Origin of the sequence: Pseudoalteromonas sp. 31A1 (assembly GCF_011378815.1) — a bacterium.
GTDB classification, from domain to species: domain Bacteria; phylum Pseudomonadota; class Gammaproteobacteria; order Enterobacterales; family Alteromonadaceae; genus Pseudoalteromonas; species Pseudoalteromonas arctica.
In genome coordinates, this window is the sequence record NZ_WTKY01000011.1 from 106,450 (window position 1) to 130,553 (window position 24,104).

Annotated in this window: 19 protein-coding genes; 12 read left to right on the forward strand and 7 right to left on the reverse strand. The window is 38.3% G+C overall.

What is annotated here, in order from left to right:
- Window positions 1–37 precede the first annotated feature (37 nt).
- The 4 genes from GQR52_RS11820 to GQR52_RS11835 all read left to right on the forward strand — a co-directional run bounded on the left by GQR52_RS11820 (window position 38) and on the right by GQR52_RS11835 (window position 9,270).
- Window positions 38–2,923, forward strand: coding sequence for a TonB-dependent receptor (locus tag GQR52_RS11820; protein ID WP_165728578.1), 2,886 nt, complete (start codon window positions 38–40; stop codon window positions 2,921–2,923).
- A 1,183-nt stretch (window positions 2,924–4,106) separates the two neighbouring features.
- Window positions 4,107–6,923 (forward strand): TonB-dependent receptor, encoded by a 2,817-nt coding sequence (locus GQR52_RS11825; RefSeq protein ID WP_165728579.1) that lies wholly within the window; start codon window positions 4,107–4,109, stop codon window positions 6,921–6,923.
- Between the two features lie 167 nt (window positions 6,924–7,090).
- The gene (locus GQR52_RS11830) at window positions 7,091–7,393 is read left to right on the forward strand and encodes an H-NS histone family protein (RefSeq protein WP_007586043.1); all 303 of its coding nucleotides are present in this window, start codon (window positions 7,091–7,093) and stop codon (window positions 7,391–7,393) included.
- A 125-nt stretch (window positions 7,394–7,518) separates the two neighbouring features.
- On the forward strand, window positions 7,519–9,270 hold the full coding sequence (locus tag GQR52_RS11835) for a DEAD/DEAH box helicase (RefSeq protein WP_165728580.1): 1,752 nt from the start codon (window positions 7,519–7,521) through the stop codon (window positions 9,268–9,270).
- Between the two features lie 44 nt (window positions 9,271–9,314).
- On the opposite strand, the gene GQR52_RS11840 is transcribed toward GQR52_RS11835, so the two are convergent.
- Window positions 9,315–9,650, reverse strand: coding sequence for a ribonuclease E inhibitor RraB (locus GQR52_RS11840; RefSeq protein ID WP_165725436.1), 336 nt, complete (start codon window positions 9,648–9,650; stop codon window positions 9,315–9,317).
- Between the two features lie 214 nt (window positions 9,651–9,864).
- On the opposite strand from GQR52_RS11840, the gene GQR52_RS11845 reads away from it, so the two are divergent.
- From GQR52_RS11845 to GQR52_RS11855, 3 genes are read left to right on the forward strand one after another with little or no spacing between them, the layout of a single operon-like run.
- On the forward strand, window positions 9,865–11,592 hold the full coding sequence (locus GQR52_RS11845) for an autotransporter assembly complex family protein (protein WP_010553690.1): 1,728 nt from the start codon (window positions 9,865–9,867) through the stop codon (window positions 11,590–11,592).
- Window positions 11,592–15,281 carry a translocation/assembly module TamB domain-containing protein gene (locus tag GQR52_RS11850; protein WP_165728581.1) on the forward strand — a complete coding sequence of 1,230 codons (3,690 nt, stop codon included), beginning with the start codon at window positions 11,592–11,594 and terminating at the stop codon, window positions 15,279–15,281. Before GQR52_RS11845 ends, GQR52_RS11850 begins: the two co-directional genes overlap by 1 nt.
- A 32-nt stretch (window positions 15,282–15,313) precedes the next feature.
- Window positions 15,314–16,201, forward strand: coding sequence for a peptidylprolyl isomerase (locus GQR52_RS11855; RefSeq protein ID WP_165728582.1), 888 nt, complete (start codon window positions 15,314–15,316; stop codon window positions 16,199–16,201).
- Between the two features lie 63 nt (window positions 16,202–16,264).
- Here GQR52_RS11855 and queF read toward each other — a convergent pair whose 3' ends face one another.
- Complete coding sequence (gene queF / locus GQR52_RS11860) at window positions 16,265–17,110, reverse strand: NADPH-dependent 7-cyano-7-deazaguanine reductase QueF (RefSeq protein WP_024590784.1); 846 nt, start codon at window positions 17,108–17,110, stop codon at window positions 16,265–16,267.
- A gap of 59 nt (window positions 17,111–17,169) precedes the next feature.
- Between queF and syd the strand changes: the two genes are divergently transcribed.
- Window positions 17,170–17,709 (forward strand): SecY-interacting protein, encoded by a 540-nt coding sequence (gene syd, locus GQR52_RS11865; protein ID WP_165728583.1) that lies wholly within the window; start codon window positions 17,170–17,172, stop codon window positions 17,707–17,709.
- Between the two features lie 328 nt (window positions 17,710–18,037).
- On the opposite strand, the gene GQR52_RS11870 is transcribed toward syd, so the two are convergent.
- The 3 genes from GQR52_RS11870 to GQR52_RS11880 all read right to left on the reverse strand — a co-directional run bounded on the left by GQR52_RS11870 (window position 18,038) and on the right by GQR52_RS11880 (window position 19,424).
- Entirely contained in the window at window positions 18,038–18,811 is a 774-nt protein-coding gene (locus GQR52_RS11870) for a Zn-ribbon-containing protein (protein ID WP_165728584.1), read from the reverse strand.
- A 13-nt stretch (window positions 18,812–18,824) separates the two neighbouring features.
- Window positions 18,825–19,091: a hypothetical protein gene (locus GQR52_RS11875; RefSeq protein ID WP_165728585.1), complete on the reverse strand. Its 267-nt coding sequence runs from the start codon at window positions 19,089–19,091 to the stop codon at window positions 18,825–18,827.
- Between the two features lie 96 nt (window positions 19,092–19,187).
- Window positions 19,188–19,424 (reverse strand): DUF2789 domain-containing protein, encoded by a 237-nt coding sequence (locus GQR52_RS11880; protein WP_165728586.1) that lies wholly within the window; start codon window positions 19,422–19,424, stop codon window positions 19,188–19,190.
- A 304-nt stretch (window positions 19,425–19,728) separates the two neighbouring features.
- On the opposite strand from GQR52_RS11880, the gene GQR52_RS11885 reads away from it, so the two are divergent.
- Entirely contained in the window at window positions 19,729–20,382 is a 654-nt protein-coding gene (locus GQR52_RS11885) for a GNAT family N-acetyltransferase (RefSeq protein ID WP_165728587.1), read from the forward strand.
- Window positions 20,383–21,123: 741 nt separating this feature from the next.
- Here GQR52_RS11885 and GQR52_RS11890 read toward each other — a convergent pair.
- Together GQR52_RS11890 and GQR52_RS11895 are read right to left on the reverse strand one after the other, a co-directional pair.
- Complete coding sequence (locus GQR52_RS11890) at window positions 21,124–21,423, reverse strand: DUF3301 domain-containing protein (RefSeq protein ID WP_002963032.1); 300 nt, start codon at window positions 21,421–21,423, stop codon at window positions 21,124–21,126.
- The gene (locus GQR52_RS11895; protein ID WP_165721647.1) at window positions 21,424–22,452 is read right to left on the reverse strand and encodes a DUF3549 family protein; all 1,029 of its coding nucleotides are present in this window, start codon (window positions 22,450–22,452) and stop codon (window positions 21,424–21,426) included.
- Window positions 22,453–22,556: 104 nt separating this feature from the next.
- Between GQR52_RS11895 and GQR52_RS11900 the strand changes: the two genes are divergently transcribed.
- The 3 genes from GQR52_RS11900 to GQR52_RS11910 are packed head-to-tail and all read left to right on the forward strand — an operon-like array spanning window position 22,557 to window position 24,083.
- Window positions 22,557–22,877 carry a YqcC family protein gene (locus tag GQR52_RS11900; RefSeq protein ID WP_165728588.1) on the forward strand — a complete coding sequence of 107 codons (321 nt, stop codon included), beginning with the start codon at window positions 22,557–22,559 and terminating at the stop codon, window positions 22,875–22,877.
- Window positions 22,870–23,634 carry a tRNA pseudouridine(65) synthase TruC gene (truC, locus tag GQR52_RS11905; protein WP_024593675.1) on the forward strand — a complete coding sequence of 255 codons (765 nt, stop codon included), beginning with the start codon at window positions 22,870–22,872 and terminating at the stop codon, window positions 23,632–23,634. Before GQR52_RS11900 ends, truC begins: the two co-directional genes overlap by 8 nt.
- Window positions 23,634–24,083 carry a flavodoxin gene (locus GQR52_RS11910; protein WP_165728589.1) on the forward strand — a complete coding sequence of 150 codons (450 nt, stop codon included), beginning with the start codon at window positions 23,634–23,636 and terminating at the stop codon, window positions 24,081–24,083. The genes truC and GQR52_RS11910 overlap by 1 nt, the downstream gene beginning before the upstream one ends.
- The last annotated feature ends 21 nt before the right edge of the window (window positions 24,084–24,104 follow it).

Genomic DNA, 24,104 nt, shown 5'->3' on the forward strand with positions numbered 1-24,104 from the left:
AGCATAAATAATAAAATAGTATTCTAGGGAGAATCAAATGTTAAACAATAAAATTTCAAAGGCAGTTCGCTTAGCGATTGCTTTTGGTACAGCATCAACGGCTGTTTTCGCTGCAAATTCAATTGCGGCAGAAGAAGGCGTTGAAAAAGTAGAACGTATAGAAGTTACAGGTTCACGTATTAAGCGCTTCTCAGAGGTTTCACCTACTCCTGTAACTACAATCACCGGCGAAGAGCTATCTAATGCCGGCATCACAAACATATCAGATTTGTTACAAAAACTGCCTTCATCTGGCGTAGGCTCTGCACCTACAACAACTACTAACACTATTTTTGGTGCGGGTATAAATACTACAGATCTTCGTCAGCTTGGAGAAGGTCGTACTTTAGTACTTGTAAACGGTCGTCGATACGTAGGTGCTTCTGTAGATAATCCTGCGGTAGATTTAAACGGCATTCCGACTGAAATGATTGAACGTATGGATATTGTTCATGGCGGCGCGTCAGCAGTATACGGTTCAGATGCAATTGCAGGTGTAGTTAATATTATTTTGAAAAAGTCTCAAGATACTATGGACTTCAACTACAAAAAATCTATTACAGAACAAAGTGGTGGTGAAGAAGAGTCTTTTTCATTCACATTTGGTGGTGAAAGCGACAAAATAAGTTTTATTACGAGCTTATCTTACTCAGAAACAGAACAGCTTGAAGCTCAAGACCGTGACTTTCTTCGTAACCCAGTTTCTGGAATGTTAAACCCTGATAATGTTTCTGACACAGATGGAATTCCACAGAATATCTTAGCTACAGGTGAGTTTGCCGGTTTGCAAACACTAGGCTATTACGATCGCGCAGGTGATGCATTCTTACCTGATGGCCATGTTGTATTTGGTGATAATGGTGAATTTAGTCCCGTTGCAGTTGGTGGTGTAACAAGACCTGCACCGAATAATCAACTTAGATATTTTGGTGACGGCTTCTCTAATGGTTACAAATTTATTGAACATCAAGATCTTGCAACACCACTTAATCGTTTCAATGTTTTTACAAACATTGTAAATAATTATGCTGACGATCATTCAATGAATTTTGAAGTTTCTTTCTCAAAAGCAAGTGCTTATGCAGAAAGTAGCCCAATTTTCCTTGCTGAATCGATTCGTTCAGATAATGCATTTTTAGACCCAGCTGCTAAAGCACAACTAGATGAAGCTAATAGAGATTCAGTTACAATTTATAAGCTAGCTTCGGGTTTCGGTAATCGTACCTATGAAGATGATCGTACAACACTTAATACAACTCTTTCTTTCCAAGGGTTACTATTAGAAGAGTTCGATTACGAAGTATATTTTAGTTACGGTCGCAATAAAAACGACACTACATGGAACGGTGAATTCCTTACTGAGAACTTTAACAAGGCTATTGACGCGGTAGAAATTGACGGAGCAATTCGTTGTGCAGACCGTGATTCAGATGGTTCTTTAGTTGGTGCGTTAGATGGTTGTCAGGCATTGAGCCTGTTCGGTCTTAATGGTGCATCTCAAGAAGCTTTAGATTACGTTACTACCTCAGCATCAATTTCTAAAGTTAAACAGCAGCAAGTTATTGGTGGTGTTATTTCAGGTTATGCTTTTGATATGCCTGCCGGTGGTGTTTCTTTTGCTTTAAGTGCTGAGCATCGTAAAGAAACTGGTTCTAATGAACCTGGTGCAGCAATGCAGAATAATCTAGTGTTTGGTAACTTTGTAAAAGCATGGGATGGTGAATTTACAGTTGATGAAATTGGTGTTGAAATGTCAGTACCATTATTAGTGGATGCACCATTTGTTGATTCATTAAGCCTTGAGTTAGCCGCTCGTTACATGGATTACTCTTCAGTGGGCGATAATGTAGCTTGGAAGGTAGGCTTTAACTATGCAATGAACGATGAACTTCGTTTCCGTGGTACAAAGTCTAAGTCGGTTCGTGCTCCATCATTATCTCAACTTTATTCTGCTGGTACTCAGTCATTCGCGTCTTATGGCGATCCATGTGACCAAACTAATATATCTACAGCGAGTGATAGCAAAAAAGCAAACTTAATTGCTAACTGTCAAGCTGCAGGCATTCCAAATCCAGGTACTACAGTTGGAGATTGGAGACCATCTGATGATTGGCGTAGTGTTACTCCGCCAAGTGTGAATTCAGGTAATGCAAACCTTCAAGAAGAAACGTCTGACGATACATTATTTGGTGTAATTTATACCCCAACTGAAAATATCACGTTAATTGCAGATTATTGGAGTTTTGACGTTGAAGATGCAATTAACTCTTTAGGTGCACAGCGTGTTATTGATGATTGTTACGAAGCGTCTAGTTTAGATAATAGTGCTTGTGACTTAGTTGACCGTGATCCTACGACTCTTGATATTTCTGAGGTTCGTAATGGACCATATAACTTAGCATCTTACTCTCTTAAGGGTGTTGATTTAGAAGGTACATACAAGTATGAAACGAGCTACGGTTCATTTAACTTCCGTTTACTAGCAAGTTACCTTGAGCATAGAGAGTTTAATACAGATGTTTCTAGCGAAGGCTATGAACCAACACCTACAGTTGGTGAAGTAAGATACCCTCGTTGGCAGGGTAACCTAACGGTAGGCTATACTTACGATGATTTATACGTAGGTATGATTGGTAAATACCGTCATTCAACAGTATTAGACAGAGAGTGGACTGCTGAAAATAACAACTATAATGATGTTCCTTCTTATACAGAATGGTCAATAAATGGTCGTTATACTGTTAGCGAAATGCTTGAAGTAAGATTAGGTGTTTCAAACTTATTTGATATTACACCTCCTAGAAACCCTGGCACATACGATGATGGTGAGTTTTTCGACGTATACGGCAGACGTTTCAACTTAGGACTAAACTTACGTTTCTAATATCTTTAGTAAATAAGTTTATAAACGAAAGTGTTTAATATTAAAGCCTACTGAAATTTCAGTAGGCTTTTTTATGTTTTACTTGCCCTAATATGTTTTTATACGAACCGGCTTATATATGGGGTTTATTTAACGATAAGTAAATTTCGCTATAACTAGGCAAAAATTTTTACATCTAGTTGATATTACGTTTCTTTAGACTGGAAATTGTTGGATTTACTTAGCGGTTCTTCAGAAGTTTAAAAACATAATGGATACCAACAAAAGATTATCTTTCATTACTTAAGCTGAAAATGTGGTGATTGGATATATTCTTGGGTAGTACAGGCCTCAACCTTGATCATATCTGATACGCCAATTACTTTTTTTGATAAAGAGGTTACGTACTTCAAAGCTACGTTAACAACGTCTTCGTATCCTTTAAAAGCCTATTCTAAATTTATTATATTCTAATCTGATGAATAGGGTGGTGCTTTAATATCTTTGAGTTTTAAAGCTATCAGCAGCATCACATTACATCACGCATAACAGCAGCTCTTTCATTTTTTCGTTTCAGTATTAAGCTTGCGTCACTCGCATAGCGTCTTTATCTATATAAGGAGTTATTAACACTCCTACCTCGCCGACTTTCTGAAATACAGACTAAGCATTTATACATATTTAATAGTAATTACTACAAAAAGTGACTCAGCTATTTTAGTTAGCCTGCCATCGGTGTGCGATTTTTGAAATCAATGAACATATAGCTTTATGGATTTTTTCTTTTTTAGAAAGGCCAAGTAGTACTTTTTCAGATAGTTGAATAGCTATAGTTGTCTCAATCATTTTTGTTAATTTTATGTAGGTAATTTATTTTTTGCATGCTTTTACACCTACATAATTCGCCACAATAAGGAAGTAAGTAACTTGTTTGAGGCGAGACTTAGATATGATTTCTTCAGTAAATAGCACTTATTCTAAATCAAGTTTTTGCAATAATGCAATAATGCAATAATGCAAAAAGAGCATTGTGTTTGTTTTTTGTTACTTTAAAGCTTTGTAAATAAAGAGTTTTATTTGGTTAGCCAAGTGTTGACCTTTTGCATAAGTTAGGACTACTATTCGAATCAAAATAGGTACTGTGATTAATTACAGACCGTTTTTGAAGGCAAAACAATTAAAATAGTATTCTAGGGAGAATCCAATGTTAAATAATCAAGTTTCAAAAGCTGTTCGCTTAGCGATTGCTTTTGGTGCAGCATCTACAGCTGTTTTTTCTATGAACACAATCGCTGCAAACGAAGGTGTTGAAAAAGTAGAGCGTATTCAAGTAACGGGTTCACGCATAAAGCGCACTGATATTGAAACAACCGTGCCAATCACATCAATTGGCCGAAGTGATATTATTCAAATGGGCGCATTGAATGTAGCTGATGTTTTGAATCAATCCCCGGTCACTATTGCTGGTTCAAACCAATCAAATAGTGCATTTGGTACTACAGGCGTTGGTCTTAACACTACATCTTTACGTAACTTAGGTTCTTCAAGAACATTAGTATTAGTGAATGGTCGTCGCTTTGTATCAGGCGTTTCTCCATCAAGTGGTTATGCGGTTGACTTAAATGCAATACCAGCATCAATGATTGAACGTATTGATATTCTTAAAAGTGCTTCTTCAGCGATTTATGGTTCAGATGCTGTTGCTGGTGTTGTGAACATTATTACGCGAAGCGATTTTGAAGGTGTTGAAGTTAACGCTCAAACAGGTGTTTCAGGTGAGTCTGATCGCGAAAAATATTCTTTAAACCTTACTGCTGGTAATAGTTGGGATTCAGGTAGTGTAACAATTGCTGCTGGATATGATGATGATAAAGGTCTGAAGTCATCCGATCGAGACTTCTCAAGATATGATGAAGCTATATTTTTGAATGATGAGGGTGGTGAATATGTTGGTATTCAGAATTCTTCATATCCGCCTCAAGGCCGTGTTGGCGCATACAATGCAGATGGGACACCTTATGTAGGTGATGAGAATTCATTCAATCGTGCTTCTTACCGACAGTTAGTTACTCCGCTTGAGCGTAAATACGCAGCAGTTAATTTTAAACAAGATATTTCAGATAGTGTTCACTCTTTCACGGAAGTAAACTGGAATTCATCTAAAACATACAACTCGACTATTGAACCAACTCCTTTTACTACGGATGATGTATATCTACCTTCACGTGGTGGCGTTGGTGGGATTAAACTGGGAAGCCCTTTAGTTCCAGACCTTTTACGCCAAAATTTAATGTCTGATAATCCTGATTTAACAATGGATAATAATATTCCAACGTTAGTTCGCCGTATGGTTGAGTTTGGTGCTCGTTCAACAGATTTAGAGCGTGATACTATCCGTATTGCGACAGGTATAGATTGGGAAATTAATGACAACTGGCTTTTAAACTCTTATATTTCATGGGGTAAAACTGACCAGCGCCAAGAAAATGGTGGTCAAATAAATGTTGAACGTGCTGCAAATGCATTAGATGTATACACTAACGCAGAAGGTAACGTCCAATGTTCTAATGATTTAGCAGTACTTCAAGGATGTGTGCCTTTAGATTTGTTCGGTGCAGGAACTTTGTCTGATGAAGCTGTTGCATATGTAAGATCACCTGCAAAATCTCAAGGTCAAGTTGAGCAATTTATATTTTCAACAACCCTTTCAGGTGAATTACCAATTGAGCTAGAAGGTGGTATGGTTGGTCTAGCAGTTGGTGCAGAACATCGTCTTGAAAAAGGTTCATACTCTCCAGGTGATTTAGCGCAAACTGGTGCTTCAAGTACAAATAAATCTGAGCCTACGAATGGTAGCTTCTACACTAACGATGTTTTTGTTGAAACTGTATTACCAGTTCTCGAAAATGTTGAACTAGATTTAGCCGCTCGCTATTCAGATCATGAAATTGTTGGTGGACAAACAACATGGAATGCAGGTGTACAATACTCTCCTACAGATACAGTAAAATTAAGAGCATCAGCAGCGCGAGCTATTAGAACTCCAAATATTGCTGATTTATTCGGTGGTAGAGGTGAAACATTTTCAGGTGTTGCAGATCCATGTGATGCAATTACTGCATCATCTACCGGAAATGTAGCGGCTAACTGTCTTTCTATCGCTGAAGTGGCTAATCGAGTTGCTACTGAAGGCGCATTCAATTTAACAACTATTGAACGTCAAAGCACTGGCGGTTATGTTGGTGGTAATGAAGATGTAAAAGAAGAAACATCTGATTCATTTAGTGTTGGCGCTATTTGGCAAGTGACTGATGAATTTTCATTAACGCTTGACTACTACGATATTGCTGTAGATAACGCTATTGCTACCACTGCTAGAACAACGGTATTAAACCGATGCTACGGTGTTAATCCATCAGACTTTGATGCGACATGTGGTGGGGCAATACGTGATACAAGAGGTGCTTTGACAGAAGTTAGCTCTGGTACTAGCAATGAAAATGATTTAAGCACAAAAGGCTTGGATATTGAATTAAGCTATAAACAAGAATTTGCTTACGGGCAATTATCAGCTGACTTGATTTGGAATCATTTGTATGAGTATGCTGAAACATCAATTGAATCTGGTGAAGAGATAGATTACAGAGGTGAAGTATTAACTCCTACTAATCGTGCAAATTTAAATTTAGGCTATGCAGTTGATGACTTTGCAGTATCATGGCGCATGAAGTACTGGGCAAGTTCAAATGATAGTAATATTGAAGGAAACCAAAATTTCTCAACTGGTGCTCCTTTAGAAAAGTTTAATCGCTTCCCGACTGTTATTTATCATGATCTATCAGGTACTTATAACATCACTGATGGAACAGACGTTACTTTGTCAGTTCGAAATGTTTTTGATAAGCAACCTCCTGTAGCAAACCAAAGTTCTGTAAGTGGAGCATCAGGTATAAACACTGTTGGTGAAGCTTATGATGTTACTGGTCGTTATTTCCAGTTAAGCTTTACTACTAAGTTCTAATTATTATTTATATAAAATGATAAAAGCCGCGATTTTAATCGCGGTTTTTTTATAAATAAATTTTATATACATTAATAAATTATGTGTCGTAGTTATTTTTGAAAAATACCCTTATACTAAAAAAGAATATTTAAATAAATCTAATCACACAATTTAGCGAGATATAAATGAAAGAAGTCCGATCTTTTATTAAAACAGCATCATTAACGGATCTTGAAAAAGCCCAACAGCTTATCAATGATGCAATTTCAAAATATACCCAGCAGCAAAAAGCGAAACAGGAAGTTTTGGATCTTTTAAAAGAAAAAGGACTTACGCTAGAAGATTTACAAGATGGAGCATCTGACAAACGTACTAAAGTTAAGCCTAAGTACCGCATGGAACTTAATGGTGAGACTATTGAATGGACAGGCCGTGGCCGTCGTCCTAAAGCGTTTGAAGGTGTTGAGCTTGAGAAGTTTTTAGCTTAAAGCTAAATATAAGAGAAGCTTCGGCTTCTCTTTTTTGTTTCCCCCCTCAATAAAATATAATTAAAGTTTAAAACTCCCAGCTATTATTTGCTAAAATCTCTTCACTCAAACCTATTTGTTTTCCCATGAGCTATAAACTAAGACCTTACCAGCAAGAAGCCGTAGAACGAACCGTTTTACACTTTAGAAAGAGTAATGATCCTGCCGTTATTGTGCTACCAACCGGCGCAGGTAAGAGTTTGGTTATTGCTGAACTTGCCCGTATTGCTAAGCAAAAAATATTAGTACTTGCTCATGTAAAAGAGTTGGTAGAGCAAAATTCGCAAAAATATAAAAGTTTTGGTTTAGAGGCGAGTATATTTTCAGCAGGTTTAAAAGAAAAGTCATTAAACCATCAAGTAACCTTTGCCAGTGTGCAATCACTTTCTCGTAATTTAAATAAATTAAATGAGCATTATTCGTTACTTATTATTGATGAATGCCACAGGGTAAATGGGGATAAAAAAAGCCAGTACGGAAAAGTAATAAGTAGTTTAAAAGAATATAACCCTCAGTTAAAAGTATTGGGTTTAACAGCAACACCTTATCGGCTAGGAACGGGGTGGATATACCATCATCATTATCATGGCTTTGTTAAAGGGACTAAAGAAAGCCCGTTTAAAAGTTGTATTTTTGAATTGCCGCTCAGGTATATGATCAAACATAATTATTTAACGCCGCCAAATGAAGTTGATGCAGCGATTAGCCATTATGATTTTTCGTCCTTAGATAGTAATGCATTTGGGCAATATACGACTGATGATATGAATGCGCTTTTAAAAAACAGTGAGCGCGCAACTAAAGCTATATTACAGCAAGTAATTCAATACAGTGAAGAGCGTGAAGGTGTTATGGTTTTTGCCGCCACGGTATTGCATGCTCAGGAAATATTAAGCTATTTGCCAGCTCATCAAAGCGCGCTTATAACAGGTGATACGCCAAACACTGAGCGCGATAAAATCATTAAGCAATTTAAAGCTAAGCAATTAAAGTATCTAGTTAATATATCCGTACTAACAACCGGCTTTGATGCGCCACATGTCGACTTTATAGCTATTCTAAGACCTACAGAATCAGTTAGTTTATATCAACAAATTGTGGGGCGAGGCTTGAGGTTATCTGAATCAAAAACGGATTGCTTAGTAATAGATTATGCCGGCAATGGTTTTAATTTATTTCACCCAGAAGTAGGCGATAAAAAAGGCGATAGTGATAACGAGCCTGTGCAGGTACTTTGCCCAGGTTGTGGGTTTGCTAATATATTTTGGGGTAAAACTGATTCTGCTGGAAAAGTAATAGAGCACTTTGGCAGGCGATGTAAAGGGTTGTTAGAAGACGATAGTGGCCATAAAGAGCAGTGCGATTATCGTTTTAGATTTAAAGAATGCGAGCAGTGCGGCGCTCAAAATGATATTGCTGCACGACAATGCCATGATTGCGGCGCGGTAATGGCTGACCCTGATGATAAGCTACGTAATGCATTAAACTTAAAAGACGCACTTGTGCTTCGATGTAGTGGGTTATCGGTAACTCAAATTAAAGATGAACTTATTAAAATAACGTATTTTGATGAAGATGGTGCAAGTTGCGATGAAGTATATAACCTCGCAAATAAAGGCGGGCAATTTATATTTAATAAGCAATTTGGTCTACGAGTAGGCCTTGGACAAACACCTATTAATTTTAAAACTGCAGAGCAAGTAGTAAAAGCACAATTTGAATTAGTACCACCGGATTTTGTTATTGCACGAAAAAGCAAAAAGTATGGTTGGAAAGTGGCTGATAAACTATTTGACTATAAAGGGGGTTTTAGAAAGGCAAATCAGTTAAGCCGCTAAGCTTAACTGATAGAGTACATTGAACTAATACAATTAAAAGGCAACTAAGCTTCTTCACCGTCCATTAATCCCCAGCCATCACCGTATCCATTAAAGCTATTAGCAATACTTTCAATGTATTGCTCTGCTTGTCCTAGAAGGGTGTGCTCTGGCACCATTTGTACTTGAGTGATTACTTCCCAAACGCCAGTGTCTTTGCATTTTTCGAGCTCAGCATTTTGAACTAATGCATCAGAGACTATTTCTTTAGCAAATTTTTCAGCATCGGCTTCTTGTTCAAATAAAATAAAAAAATCGACTTGGTGCATTTTATTTAAATCAATGCCAGCAGCGGCTATTTCGGCTAAAAGTTGGCCGTTATCATCATCAGGGAATTGCATTAAAAACTCATTTAAAATTAATTTTTTATTCGTAGGCACTATTGTAACTAAAATATTGTCTTAACGCGTACTAATTTTAATTATGCTGATATTTATTCAAAGTTAAATTTACGCGTTAGATTGTTATTAAGTTAATGTGTTGCTCATTATGGCTATGCTAATATGCGGGTAATTAACTAGTTTTTTGTAAGATATTAAAAGTAAGGATATTTACTTGTTTATTAAGTTTTTACGTTGCATGTGTGTTGTGAGCGCTTTAATTGCGACAAATAGCTATGCGGCAGAAAAAGTCATAGAAGATTACGAAATTGAAGGGTTAAGTGGCGATTTAGAAAATAACGTAGCTCTTTACCTCAAGCAGTTAATTGGCGAGAAGCCAACCCGTACACTTCGCCGTTATGCTCAAAAACAAGTACAAAATAGCATCAAAGCACTTGGCTATTATAGCCCGACCGTCGAGGTTATTTATGATAAAGACGACAGCGAACTAATTGTTAAAGTTGAACGGGGGCCTGCAACTCGCATAGAAGCAATTAATATTACGCTAAACGGTGATGGTCAAAGCGATACCCAATTACAGGCATTGATTAAAAGCAATCACTTAAAGCAAGGTGATGTTTTAAATCATGGTAAATATGACTCTGCTCATAAAAAAATAGAATCTATGTTGCTGGAGCTTGGTTATTTTGATGCTAAGTGGCCAGCGCGCAAATTAGAAGTGTCGCTTAAAAAAAATAGTGCTGTTATTACTTTCATAATTGATACCGGAGTTAGGTATGAGTTTGGCGATATACAAATTGCCAGTAGTACACCCGCTGAAAAATACATACGCTCTATAGCGCCTTTCTCGCAGGGCCAACCTTATAAATCAACACATATTGCTGACTATAACTTGGATTTATCAAGTACCCCTTATTTTGCCAGTGTACGTGTTTATGCTGACATTGCAGCGCGCAAAAACAGCCAAGTACCGATTAAAGTTGAAGTATTACCCAAGCCAGCTAACAGCTATGAAATTGGCGGTGGTTTTAGTACTGACTTAGGGCCCAAGGTGCGTTTTAAATGGAGTAAACCGTGGATCACAGAAGACGGCCATTACCTCGAAACTAATTTAAATGTGGCACAAAAGCAGCAAGATATTTCCATGGCTTATACAATTCCGGTTGATGATCCTAATGATGATTTATGGCGATTCTCTGTCGGTTATAAATTAGAAGATGAGCTCACAAACGACACTTATAGTGAAATATTAACGGGGCAAGTTCAGCGCCAATGGTTGACCGAAAATAAGTGGGTGCGTACTGCATTTTTACGCCGCGACCAAGAAACCTACCGTATTGGTGATGAAGACGAAGAAAGTACCGAAATGTTAATGCCTGGCATTAGCTACGCGCGCAAAAAATCAAAAGGCGGCACGACTCCTTATTGGGGAGAGCAGTGGCTTATATCTGCTGAGTTTGGCTTAGATGATGTGCTTTCGAGTACTAATCTGATTAGGGTGCAAATGCAACATGCATGGCTACGCACTTATTTTGACCGCCACTTGGTGTTTTTAAAAGCGAATGTAGGAGCAATGCTTGTTGATGATATTAACAACGTGCCATTTTCACTTCGGTTTTACGCAGGTGGCGATCAAAGCGTTCGTGGTTTTGCGTACCAATCAATTTCGCCTGAGAACGATGACGGCGAGCTAATAGGTGGTAAGTATTTACTATCGGGGACGATGGAATATAACTACCAGTTTGCTAAAAATTGGCGAGCAGCTTTATTTGTTGATGGTGGTACTGCGACTAATGATTTTTCTGATGATTTTGAAGTAGGTGCTGGTTTTGGTTTTCGCTATTTAACTCCCGTTGGCCCCGTGCGTATAGACCACGCTTGGGGATTAACAAAAGAAAGTAAAAGCACACGTTTAAGTATTACCATAGGGCCAGAAATTTAATGTCAGTATTAAAAAAGATAACAGCCGCCGTAAGTGCTATTTTTGTCACGTTAGTTGTTGCACTATTTTGTTTGTTATTTACCGCACCCGGTAATCAATTTATTGCTTATAGTGCAAACAAAGCAGTAGATGGACTACATATTGAAATTAAAGATGGCCGTTTTATTTATAATGATGCCTTTAATGTACGCTTTGCTAGCAACGGATTGGACTTTAATGCACAACAATTGAAAATTGATTTGTTTTGGTGGCAGTGCGATGGAATTTGTATAGATAACTTAAGTGCTAAATCTATAAATTTAACATTACCAAAAACTGCAGAGTCACAAGAAGAAGCCGCTGCAGAGCCGCTCGAAAAAATCAGCTTACCTTTTAATATTGCTGTAAAAAACATTGCGATCAATAAATTTACTCTAGAGCATCCAAGTGCAAACGTAAGCGTTAATAATTTTAAACTCTCAGCAAAAGCAGAGGGTTCAAAGCTGACGGTTAAAAGCCTGAATATTCCCACCATACTTGTTGCCTTAAAAGAGCAAGAACAAGATGCGAAAACACAAACGGCGCAAAATACTCAAGCGCCTTTAACGCACCTACCCGCATTGCCTAATATAGAATTTACTTCGCCACTTGATTTAGTTGTTGAAGACTTTGAAATAGCTAAAATTACGATTGAGCAAAACGAAGCCCAACATGTTATTGAAAACATCTCGCTGCAATTAAGTGTGGAAGATGCGGTTATTAATTTAGAGTCATTCTCAGCAAAGTATGAACAGTGGCAGCTTAATACGCATCTTAATGCTGAGCTTGCAGGGAATTTGCCCGTGAAAGGGGATGTTGTTTTACAAAGTGACGAGCACCAAGCCAATTTGCAGTTGAATGGCGACTTATCAAATCTAAACTTAAATTTAGAAACACAGGGGCAATATCCGCTTAGTTTAACGGCAACGGCAAATTTAAAGCAAAAAAACTATCCATTTGAGTTAAATGGAAAAATTAAGCTGTGGCTTATTGATGCACAAAGTAATGAACTTAAAGTACGAAATGTTAGCCTTAACGCACAAGGTAATGTTGACGACTATCAGCTTAGCCTACAGGCGAATAGCCAACTAGGCGCGTACCCAGCTGTTGACTTAAATACCCAATTAAAAGGCAGTCTCACCAAAGCAACTTTACAAGCGCTAAGCATTAAAGCGAATGAAAGCAGCGCAGTGATTAAAGCCAATGTTGATTGGCAACAAGGCATAAAGGCTAACTTTAATGGCACGCTTGCTAACTTAAAAGCGCAGTACTTAACTGATGCCGCTACCAGTGATATTTCAGGACAGTTTAAAGGCTCGTTTAATGTAGCTGACGACAAGTGGCAGCTACAAATGAATAATACAAAGTTAAGCGGATTACTTAACGACGTGCCACTAGAATTTGCCTCAAACTTTAAGCTAGACAACACGTTAAAAGCTAATATTGATAGCTTTTATTTAAGTAGCGGCACCAATAAATTAGCACTAAGCGGGCAAGTTGATGATATTTGGCGGGTTGATGGCAAAGTAACGCTAAGAAGTGATGAAAAAGCTAATATTCCATTTACTGCTGACGGCAACGCAAATTTAAAAGTAAGGGGGGAAAGGTTAACGCCCTCTGTTGATTTAGCGTTAATACTAGATCGCTTTATTTTTGATGAAATAAACATTGATAAATTATCAGTAAAAGGGCAGTTAGATACCGCTGCCGATTGGCAAACCGATGTATCGGTGAGTGTTGGTTCGGCGCTTGTGGCTGACCAACAAATTAATAGCGTTAAAATTGATATTAGCGGCGACAAAACAGATCACCAACTTACGGCATCTATAAATGCCGAGCAAGGCAGTGTAGAGCTTGAAGTTAATGGCAAAATTAATAATACCACTTGGAATGGCGAGCTTAGTAATGTAACGCTCAGCGATAAAAAGCTTAGTTTTAGTAATACTAAAAATATTGCCATTATGGTTAATACGCAAAGTGGCGACTTTGATGTGAGTGCACATTGTTGGGCATCTGAGCAAAGTAAATTATGCATAGACACCTTAGCGCAGTCAAAAAATCTCGGTCAGTTAAATGCTAAACTAAGCAACTTAGCACTTGAAGAACTTAAGCACTTTTTGCCTGACAATATTCGTACTCGCGGTAATATAGCTGGCGATGTGGCACTTAACTGGCAAAGCGGTGCGCTTAAAACATTACGTGCAAATATCGATTCTACTGATTTAACAGCGGTACTTACCTCTGAAGAAGATCGTTTTAAATTACCTATTGAAACATTAAGCATTAGTGCGTTTTCGGATTCTCAAATTGGCAAGCTTGAAGCTAATTTAGAATCAAGTGTGCTTGGGAAAATAAACACACAAATTAATATCGATGATATACAAAATACGCAAGCGCTTAATGGCACCATTAATATCGATAAAATACTCCTTTCAGACTTACAACCTTTTCTTGAAACCCTTGAGCAGTTAAAAGGTGATATTAGCGGGAAAGTGGCGTTAGCTGGTACGTTAAAAGATCCTTTATTAAATGGCGAACTTAATGTGAGCGATATTAGTTTAGAGGGCGAGCAACTACCTATAGCGCTGCAAAAATCAAACATAAACGTATTGTTTGATAAAACAACAGCCACAATAAAAGGCAACTTAAACGACAATCAAGGCGGTAAAATAAATCTCACCGGTGACGTTGATTGGCAAGGTGCGCAACCTGCTGTAAATGTTGCGGTAGTTGGCGAGCAGTTTTATGTACGCGCGCAGCAAGGGGTTACTTTTAAAGTATCGCCGGATTTAAAAATAGGCTTGGCTAATAATGCACTCAAGCTTGCTGGTGAGGTAATTGTGCCTTACGGTCGTATAATGATTGAAGAGCTTCCTGAGGGCGCGGTGCAAGTTAGCGATGATGAAATTATTGTTGATAAAAAAACCGAGGCCACCGAAACAGTTCCGTTTGATTACGACATAGATTTAAAAGTGATTGTTAAAAACGATGTAAAAGTAGAGTCGTTTGGCTTGGAATCAAAAGTTGCGGGTGATTTAGCGATAAAAATGAGTCAAGGTGCGCCAATCATAGCCACAGGTGAGCTTAACTTAATTGAAGGTACTTACTTAGCCTTTGGGCAAGATTTAATAATCAGCACCGGGCAAGTAGGTTTTAGCGGTTCAATTGAACAACCATTTTTAAATATTAAAGCAATACGTAACCCCGACACGACTGCAAATGGTGTCATTGCAGGGGTTACGCTCACGGGTAATGTTGAACAACCAACGCTTAAAATATTTTCTGAGCCTGCGATGGATCAAGCTCAAGCACTCGCATATTTACTTAATGGCCAACCTTTAGGCGATGGAGAAAGTTCGTCAAGCGATGCGATGCTTACGCAGTTATTGCTTTCTCAAGGGGTTAGCCGCAGCGAAGGGGTTGTTTCTAAGGTAGGTGAAACCTTTGGGCTGTCAGATGTAAGTTTAAGCTCATCAGGTAGTGGTGATAGCACCAAAGTAGAAATATCAGGTTACGTAGCACCTAGCTTACAAGTTAAATATAGCGTGGGTGTATTTGATTCGCTCAGTGAAGTGGCTGTGCGATATCAGTTACTTTCACAGTTATACATAGAGATAACAAGCGGCCTATATCAAAATGTTGATGTGCTATATAAGTTTGATTGGGAATAACCAAAACTATAATAATTATAAGGATATAAGCGATGAAAAAAATTATATTGCCAGCTCTGCTTAGTGTTTTATTGAGCGGTTGTGCTCAACAACTAGGTGATGATGTTGCTAAACAAGAGCTACCTTTATTGAGCGCGAGTGAAGTAATTGCTAGTGCAGCAGATAATGACTGGCGAGTAGTGAACGCTCAAAATATTTTAAAGATAACGCTGCCAACGGGCGATGCGTATATTGAGCTTAATGAACAACTTGCCCCAAAGCACGTTCAAAACATTAAAAAGTTAGCGCGAGAAGGGTTTTATAAAAATACCAGCGTTTATCGGTTTGTTGAAGGTTTTGTAGCGCAAGGTGGCGACAGCTCGGGTAAAAAGTTAATTAAAACGGCAGATAAAACAGTTCCCGCTGAGTTTTATTTAACAACAAACAAACCACTTTTAATTACTGAGTTAAATGGCGACGGATATGCACCAGTTACAGGCTTTTTAAACGGCTTTGCAGTAGCTCAAAATTCAGCCCATACGCAAACATGGCAAGTGCATTGTAGTGGCGTGTTTGCCATGGCGCGCGATAACGATATAAATAGTGCGAGTACGGAGTTTTTTGTAACCATAGGGCAAGGCCCGCGCTACCTTGATAAAAACATTACGGTGTTTGGTCGAGTGCTCGAAGGTATAGAGCATTTAAATCGTTTAGCGCGTACACCAACTGAAGTAAAAGCATTTAACCCAATTACCAATATACAAGTACTTGGCGATATACAAAGCGATAAAAGTATATTTAAAGTGATGAAAACAAACTCATCTGTGTTTAAAAACTTGATCAGTGCTCGTAAAAACCGTATTGAACCATGGTTTGTTAAAGCACATAATTACGTTGATGTGTGTGGTATGCCTATACCCACTAAGCGTGAAGTTAATTAAATATACAAATAGAAAAGGAGCCTAGGCTCCTTTTTTAATACTCATATTCCAGTTTAAAATAACCTACTGACGATTAATTTTAACTGCAAATGGCGTGTCGTTATAATGCGTAGAGCGATACGGGTTTATATCAAGCCCACCGCGACGAGTATAACGCGCGTAAACCTCTAACTCTTTAATATTAAGTTGTGTTGTTAAATCGCTATAAATACGCTCAACACACTGCTCATGAAATTCGTTATGTGTTCTGAACGAAATTAAATAACGCAGTAACGATTCGCGACATATTTGCTCGCCTGTGTATCGTATAATCACACTTGCCCAGTCAGGCTGGGAGGTAATTAAACAGTTCGATTTAAGTAAATGGCTATAGAGCGTTTCAGTAACTACGTTATCACTTTTTGCTTTAAGTGAATTAGCATCAATATCGTAATTATTAATTTCAATATCTAAGTCATCAATACATTCACCTGGCAGCGCCGTACACGGTAAGCAATTGTAATCATCAGGATTATATAAAGTCACTTTGACAGGGCTGTTAACCGCGTTTGATAAGTCATCAATTAAGTGCTGTTTTACTACATCAATGCTTTCAAATCGGGTTTGGTTAAAGCTATTTAAATAAAGTTTAAACGACTTTGACTCAATAATATGGCTGCTTTGGCACTCAAAGGTAAATAAGGCTACGGCAACTTGCGGTTTACCTTTATTGTTTAGCCATGAAAGCTCGTAACCTGTCCAAATATCTTGGCCTTTAAATGGAAGCTCTGCTTCGTCAATATTTAAAGCATCACGATTTAGTTTGCGCGCAATAGGGAAAAGCAAGCTTGGCGTGTACACATCTACATACTCAGTAGATTGGCCTAATACGCTACCTTTAAGGTCTGGAGAATTGCTGTAATCTGTCATGTTTGCTCTTAAATAGTTACAATAGGGACATTATATCTAATTTAAATGAGTTTCACAGTATGTCTGTTGCATTGCTTATAGAACAACTTCATCAAAAATTTAGCGAAAAGACCCTTAAAAATACCGCAAAGTACCCACTTATAGCGCACGATGAGCAATGGCCAAGCCCATCAGAAGTTGGCGAGGTTGACGAGCAGGGAAATGTTCAATGGCAGGGGGCGCACCAGCAACCTGCAGGTTCACTGAGTGATTTAGCCAATGCACTAGAGCTTGAGTTTCCAAAAGAGCTTAGCGAGTTATATGGGCACATGTACGGTGGGAGTATTTTAGCTGTAATTGATGGGCATCAAGTTGAATTACTACAAGCATGGAATAGTGACGACTTTGACATGCTGCAGCAAAATATAACGGGTCACGTTTTAATGAAACGCAAGCTCAAGCAGCCAGAAACGGTATTTATTGGGTTAACAGATCAAGATGATTTACTAGTAAGTGTATTGGTGCACTCTGGGGAAGTATGTTTAGAGCACGTAGGCAAAAACACACACCATGTACTTGCTCCCAACATTAATGCATTTTTAAAGGCATTAGAGGTTTAAACGCATTTAATAAATCAGCTTAGCGTTATTACTAAGCTGATTTTAAGGGCCATTACTAGGGCGTGTTGACCTTTCGTGATTGATTTTGCAGCTGTATGTTTGGTTTTTAGGCAAGGCAGAGCCTATGTAGTGTGGTTATTCCCCATAAATAGGCGATAACGAAGCATAAATGCCAAACATGCGCTGCCCTTTGGGTTCTTTCTAGGGACGATTTACTCTTTGTTGCTCGGTTTTTACTTAGCCCACTAGGTTACAAACCTCGCGCCGCGATTAAATCGTCCCTAGATTGAACAAATTTCAATCCACAAAGGTCAACACGTCCTAATGGTTACTGAAAATCCCACGATATATTAGACACTAAGCCACATGGCTCACATCTAAAGTCGAATAACCCAAACCACGATTCAGGTAATTTCCAATCGCCATTGCAGCTAGGGCATTTTCGTTCAAGCTCAGAGGCTTTATCTACGCCGCCTACACGGTATAAATAATAATAGATTGGTTTTTTGGTTAAAAAACTAATTCGCTTTGTTATGTCTTTTCCGCGTCTGTATAAGTCGCTTTGGATACTCGATATTTCTTCAAGTGCCGGAAATTCACAACGGGTTGCGCCGTTAATTTGAATTTGATCGCAGGCTTGCCAATCTTCTTGCCATTTAATCAGTGTTTTGTAATCACCATTAGCAATTGCCGGAATACGAAATAGCGGCACTGGCAAAAAGTCATCACCACAGTAAAGCGGGCTACACGTATGCACATAGGTTGTGTATAAAATATAACTTGATGGTTCTTTACAGCAATCAGCCCCGTTGGAATGTATATCTTGTCCAATCACTTTTACTTTTGGCGCAAGTAATCCAGCACTATGTAACTTTTCGATACTGTGCTTAACAAACGGGCTGTTATTTAGCGGGTGCATTGCATCTTCGGTTGGACACATAACACGGGTAATAAAAAAGCCGTCTTTTAAAACGGTTGGAAATTCTTCACCCATTATTTGACCATTAAAACGCAGTGCATTTACTAAGCGGTTTATTGCCTGTTCGGCTTGTTCTAAGGTGGTGTCTTGGTAGCAATCAAAAGTTAAATCAACAACGAACATTTATAGTCTCAAATTATTTTTGTTCTAGCAGCGCAAGAAGTTTATCGAGCTTTTGCTCAATTCTATCTAATTGACTCGTTTTAAGCTCAGTATTATCTGACTGCTGTGGGTTTCTCATGAAGTTATTAATTGAATCAGGGTTATTTTTATATTGGCTTACTGCTGCAATAATCATCGGCATAGGAACCGGTTGTGCCAAACGGCTTTTAGTTAGTGCTACAGTAGGGGTTTTGCCTTCATCAAGAAGGACTTTAATTGCATCAAATACAACTGAATTCATTAGATATATAACTCTTTAATAAAATAAATACGCAGCATATAAATGCTGCGCAGATGCTATGTTAGCAATAAATAAGGGAGGGTACATTAAATAAAGTTACTTACTTTGACGAAGGCGTACGTCTAATTCGTCAATTACTTCACTCCAATCACCATCCTCAGCAAGCGATTCAGCTAAAAAGTGCTGTTGCGCTTCATCCCAAAAAGGGGCTTCTTGGAGTAGTGTTGTGTCTTCTAATTCATGTGAGGCAATAAATGCATCTATTTGATCGTCTGAATTAGGTAATCCAAGCTGTGCAAATAGTGTATTGATGTCGTGTTTAGTCGTATCCATGATATTGCTCCTTATACCAGTTTTATTAAAAACATGACCATTCTAGCGTATTAAATAGCTCACTTACTGCGTTAAAAATTATTCATATAGAACAACTAGATATCATAATTTTCGCCTTGTTATTGTGCTATTTTCTTAGCGCTATAATAGAACACTCATTTAATGCAATTGGTATTAACTAAATGAAAACTTATTCTAAGGATTAACTCTACTCCTAGCTAGTTAAACTCTCGCTGAATTTACGGTTAATAATTTTAGGTATATAGTTAACGCAGTCTATAGCCAAAATAATAAAGGAAATACAATGAGTGTAACCACACCTGCTGATACGTTCAGCGTACAGTATTTAGCCGCAGAAGATATTAGCACTGCAGCAAGCCTAATTTATCAGGCCTATCATGACGATCCTGTATTACAAAAAATGCTTAGCTACAATGACGAAAATAAATCAGTTTACGAAAAAAAATTACGATCATTAATTCGCGAAGAACTTAGTAGTTTTTGGCAAGAAAAACAGCCATTAATTGGTTTATATCGTAACGATAAATTAAAAGCAGTAGCCTGTGTATTTGAATCTAATAGCCAGCTTCAAGCGCAGCGTTATTGGCACTGGCGTTTAAAGTTGATGCTGAGTGCGGGCTACTTACAAACAAATCAGTTAATAGACAAAGAACAAACAATTAGAGATGCCCTTAAAGAGAAAGGCAATTACTACTTTTTAGCTTTTATTGCCGTAGATCCGCATTTTCATGGACAAGGGTTTGGTCGTTACTTATTAAGGGGGCTTAATGATTTAGTTAAATGTAACGCTGAGTCAACGGGGATGGCTGTATTTGTAACGCGAAAAGAACACACTGAGTTTTTTAAAACTGAAAAGTTTGAAGCATTTAAACACCTTACTTTTAACCAAGTAGAGGGCGAGTTACTGTTTAAATCAATAATTGAGCCAACTATTTAAATTATGCTGTAAGCCAATGCGCCCAAACGGACATAAGGCCGTGAGATATATCTTACATTACCGTGAGCATTGTCAGTTAAAGGCTACTAATAAGTAGCCGTTTTATATTTAAGTTATTGTTATTTATTATTTATTTTTTAATTTCATTTTTGTGACGTTTATTTATTTAATGTTAAGTCCTATTACTCCCCCCCAATTGCTTTAAACTTCACTTAGTCAAGACGACATAGCTCAATGATTGAGTTACTGCCAAGGATACGGAATAGGCAACATAGCAGACGCTAGCAGGAAGCATAAAGGACAAGTAAAAAAGGATACAAGGAAGAATAAGGAAGTGCATGAAGCACTTAGTAGCTAGGAGTTACTTTAGGATAATCACGGATGACGCTACAGGAAGTAGCAGGAGCGTTAGTTTACGTAGGACGGCCAAGATGGCAAGTGGACATTGCAGGATGCAAAAAGTGGCAGGAGCTACTTAAAAGGATTACCAAGGATGATGCTACAGTATGTAGCCAAACGATAGATTTCGTGGGTTTGCCAAGGTGGCTATGGATATTGCAGGATGCAATGTGAGGGTAAACAAGGTTGTTTACTCGTTCAGGGGATGATAATACGGATTTAAGATAATGGATATCTAGCAGGATGCAGTCCAATTGGGGCGTAACTTTAGTTACGCCTTAGTTTTTTGTGTTGAATTAAGTTTATTAATTTAAGACAAATACTCCTAAAGTATATTAAGTTTTATATTTTATGCGGTGGAACAACCACACTTTTCAAAAACTCATTTTCCATAATTAACACACCTTGATAAGCATTTTCACCATCGCTTGAAAATTCAAATATAAATTCACTTTTGATGCCTGGCTTGCCGTTCTTTAAAAAACCAAAGCGGCGTTTTGTGCATGCAACACTCATCAACTGCACCTGCAATTGCTCACTTTGACGTTTAGCATGAACGTTCGCCGCTTCAGCAACCTTTCGGTTAAGCCAAAATAAGTAAATTACACTACCAATAAGTATGAACGTCCATAAACTTGCCATTTAAGAGAATAACCTTCCAATTGCACGCGCGAGGGTTTCGCTACGATTTTCTTTACGTAATAAGCCTAATAAATGCGGGCGAATAGTCGGTATTGCAACTAAGTCAGCAAAAATACTAGGAAACAACTCATCAATTTTTTGATGATGTGCGCAATTATCCATAAATACATGTAAGCGTTCAGGGTTTTCTAATTGCTTAAAACACCGCCCAGCTATTGTTAGTAACACGTCAGAGTCGTGCCTTACCTGTGAGCTTAGTACAGTATCAACTAATTGAGCGCATAACCCTTGAGCTTGACCTTTTGAAACAGATCTTAGTGCTGCGGTTATAGCTAATGTATCGTTATTACTAATTGCGGCCTGCGTGTAATCAACAAGTAACTCACTCATTGATGTTGGTATTTCAACGTGTTCAAGCATGGCACTGAGTGGTTGTAGTACTTCAATAGGTAAATGCGCCCATGCTTTTTGCAAATTACTTAAGTTTGTATCGCTGTCTAAGCGTAGTGCAAAATCGGCAATACCCTGCAGTGCAACACCTTGCCAATTATCAAAACCAATTTTACCGCTAAAGTATAACTGTGCATGCTCGTAATACTGCGACGCAGGCTGTTTTAATAGTACTTTTACTTGGGCGTTAAATGCCGCTAATTTATTTGCGTTTGGTGTAAAAACATAAGGGTTATTATCAAGTTTTCCATCGGCTTGCTCACCTGTGATTTCAGTGCCGAGCGCTTGAATAACCATATCAGCAAAGTGATCGCGACTTGCACTTACAAGCATACTTTGCTCATCAAGTGGAAACTTTAAAAACCATACATAAGGTTCTTTACTGGCTTTAGTATCCCAAAATTGGATAGCGAGCCAAGCATGACCAGCAAGAGGATAAGGGTAAGGCACTTGAGCTTGTTCAATAGCTAAAAATTGTTTTTTATCGAGTTTAGTAATGTGCCTGCCAATATCAAAAGCACGCCACTGAGTACCCGCACCATCTAAAAGCTGACCTAATGTAGCTATTTGATCACTCATTGTTTTCTCAACTGTTTTTACTGCAAAATTACGTTAATTATACGTCATAGCCGCCTATGAGGGAACAGGGTATAATTGCATTACATATATAAAAGAGGGTGGTTATGTACCAGCAAACCCAAACTTATTTAGTGCAGCTAACCGCACTTTTACAAAAACATGCGCTTTGGCAAAGTGAGCCAATAGACGCTGAGGCACTACTTTCAAATACTCCTTTTTGTCACGATACAATGGCATTTGAGCAGTGGTTACAATTTGTATTTATTAATAAAATACAGCAATTAATAACACATAAACAACCACTGCCTCGTAACTTTGCTATTGCCCCTATGGCGCAAATGACACTTGTGAATAAAGCAGGGAGCGATGAAATAATTGAATTGCTAACAGCCCTTGATTCCTTTTTAGGAGAACCAAATGAGTGAGCGTCCAGCGCCTATTGAATATGGCGAGCTGACTATTTTGTATCAAGATGAAAACTATGTGGCTATAAATAAGCCTTCAGGTTTATTAGTGCATCGCTCGTTTTTAGATAAACACGAAACCCAGTTTGCTATGCAAATGTTGCGCGACCAATTAGGGCAACATGTATTTCCAGTGCATAGGCTCGATAGACCTACGTCGGGCGTATTGCTGTTTGCACTGAGCTCTGAAGCTGCTCGCGATATGAACCAGCTATTTATTGAAGGTACTATTGCTAAACGCTATTTAGCCTTAGTGCGCGGCTTTGCGCCAGAGTCAGTATTTTTAGATAAACCGCTTAAAGAAGAACTTGATAAAATAGCCGATAAGTTTGCAGATCAAGACAAAGCACCGCAAGAAGCGCAAACCCAGTTTAATTGCTTGCACCAAGTTGCACTGCCAATTCCTATTGGTAAGTACCCAACAGTGCGTTACTCGTTGGTTGAGTGTTTTCCAAAAACAGGGCGCAAGCATCAAATTCGCAGACACTTAAAGCACTTATCACTGCCTATTATTGGTGATGTAAACCACGGTGATAACCAGCACAATCAATTTTTTAGAGAGCATTTTGAACTAAGACGACTAATGTTATTTGCAACAGAGCTTAGTTTTGTGCACCCTTATAGTAATGAATCAATAACAATTAAAGCGCCACTAGGTGAAGACATGCTTGAAATATGTAAGCAGCTAGGTTGGCCAGAGCAAGAAAAGGATTATTAATGGCACATATTAGTATTTTTGTAGGCAGCGTTAATGGCGGTGCAGAGCGTTTAAGCGACGAAGTTGCTGCCACAATTGAGCAAGCGGGTCATACTGCAACAGTAATTACTGAAGCATCACTTGATAATATAAAAAATGCATCGCATATTTTAATTGTTACCTCCACAACAGGCCAAGGTGATGTACCGAGTAATTTGGCCGGGTTGTATTTTGCTATGAATAGCACTTTCCCAATGCTTACCGATAAACCATTTGGTGTAATTGCAATGGGTGACAGATGTTACGGCGATACATTTTGTGGCGCAGGGCGAAGCTTTGACGAGCTACTACGCGATTTACAAGCAAAGCCTGTGGGCAACCGCCTAGAAATAGATGCATGTGAAGATTTTGAACCATGGCCAGTAACCGAGCCTTGGTTAAAAGTATGGCTAGAAAAACTACCTGCTTAATCCTCAACTTTAAGGTATCAA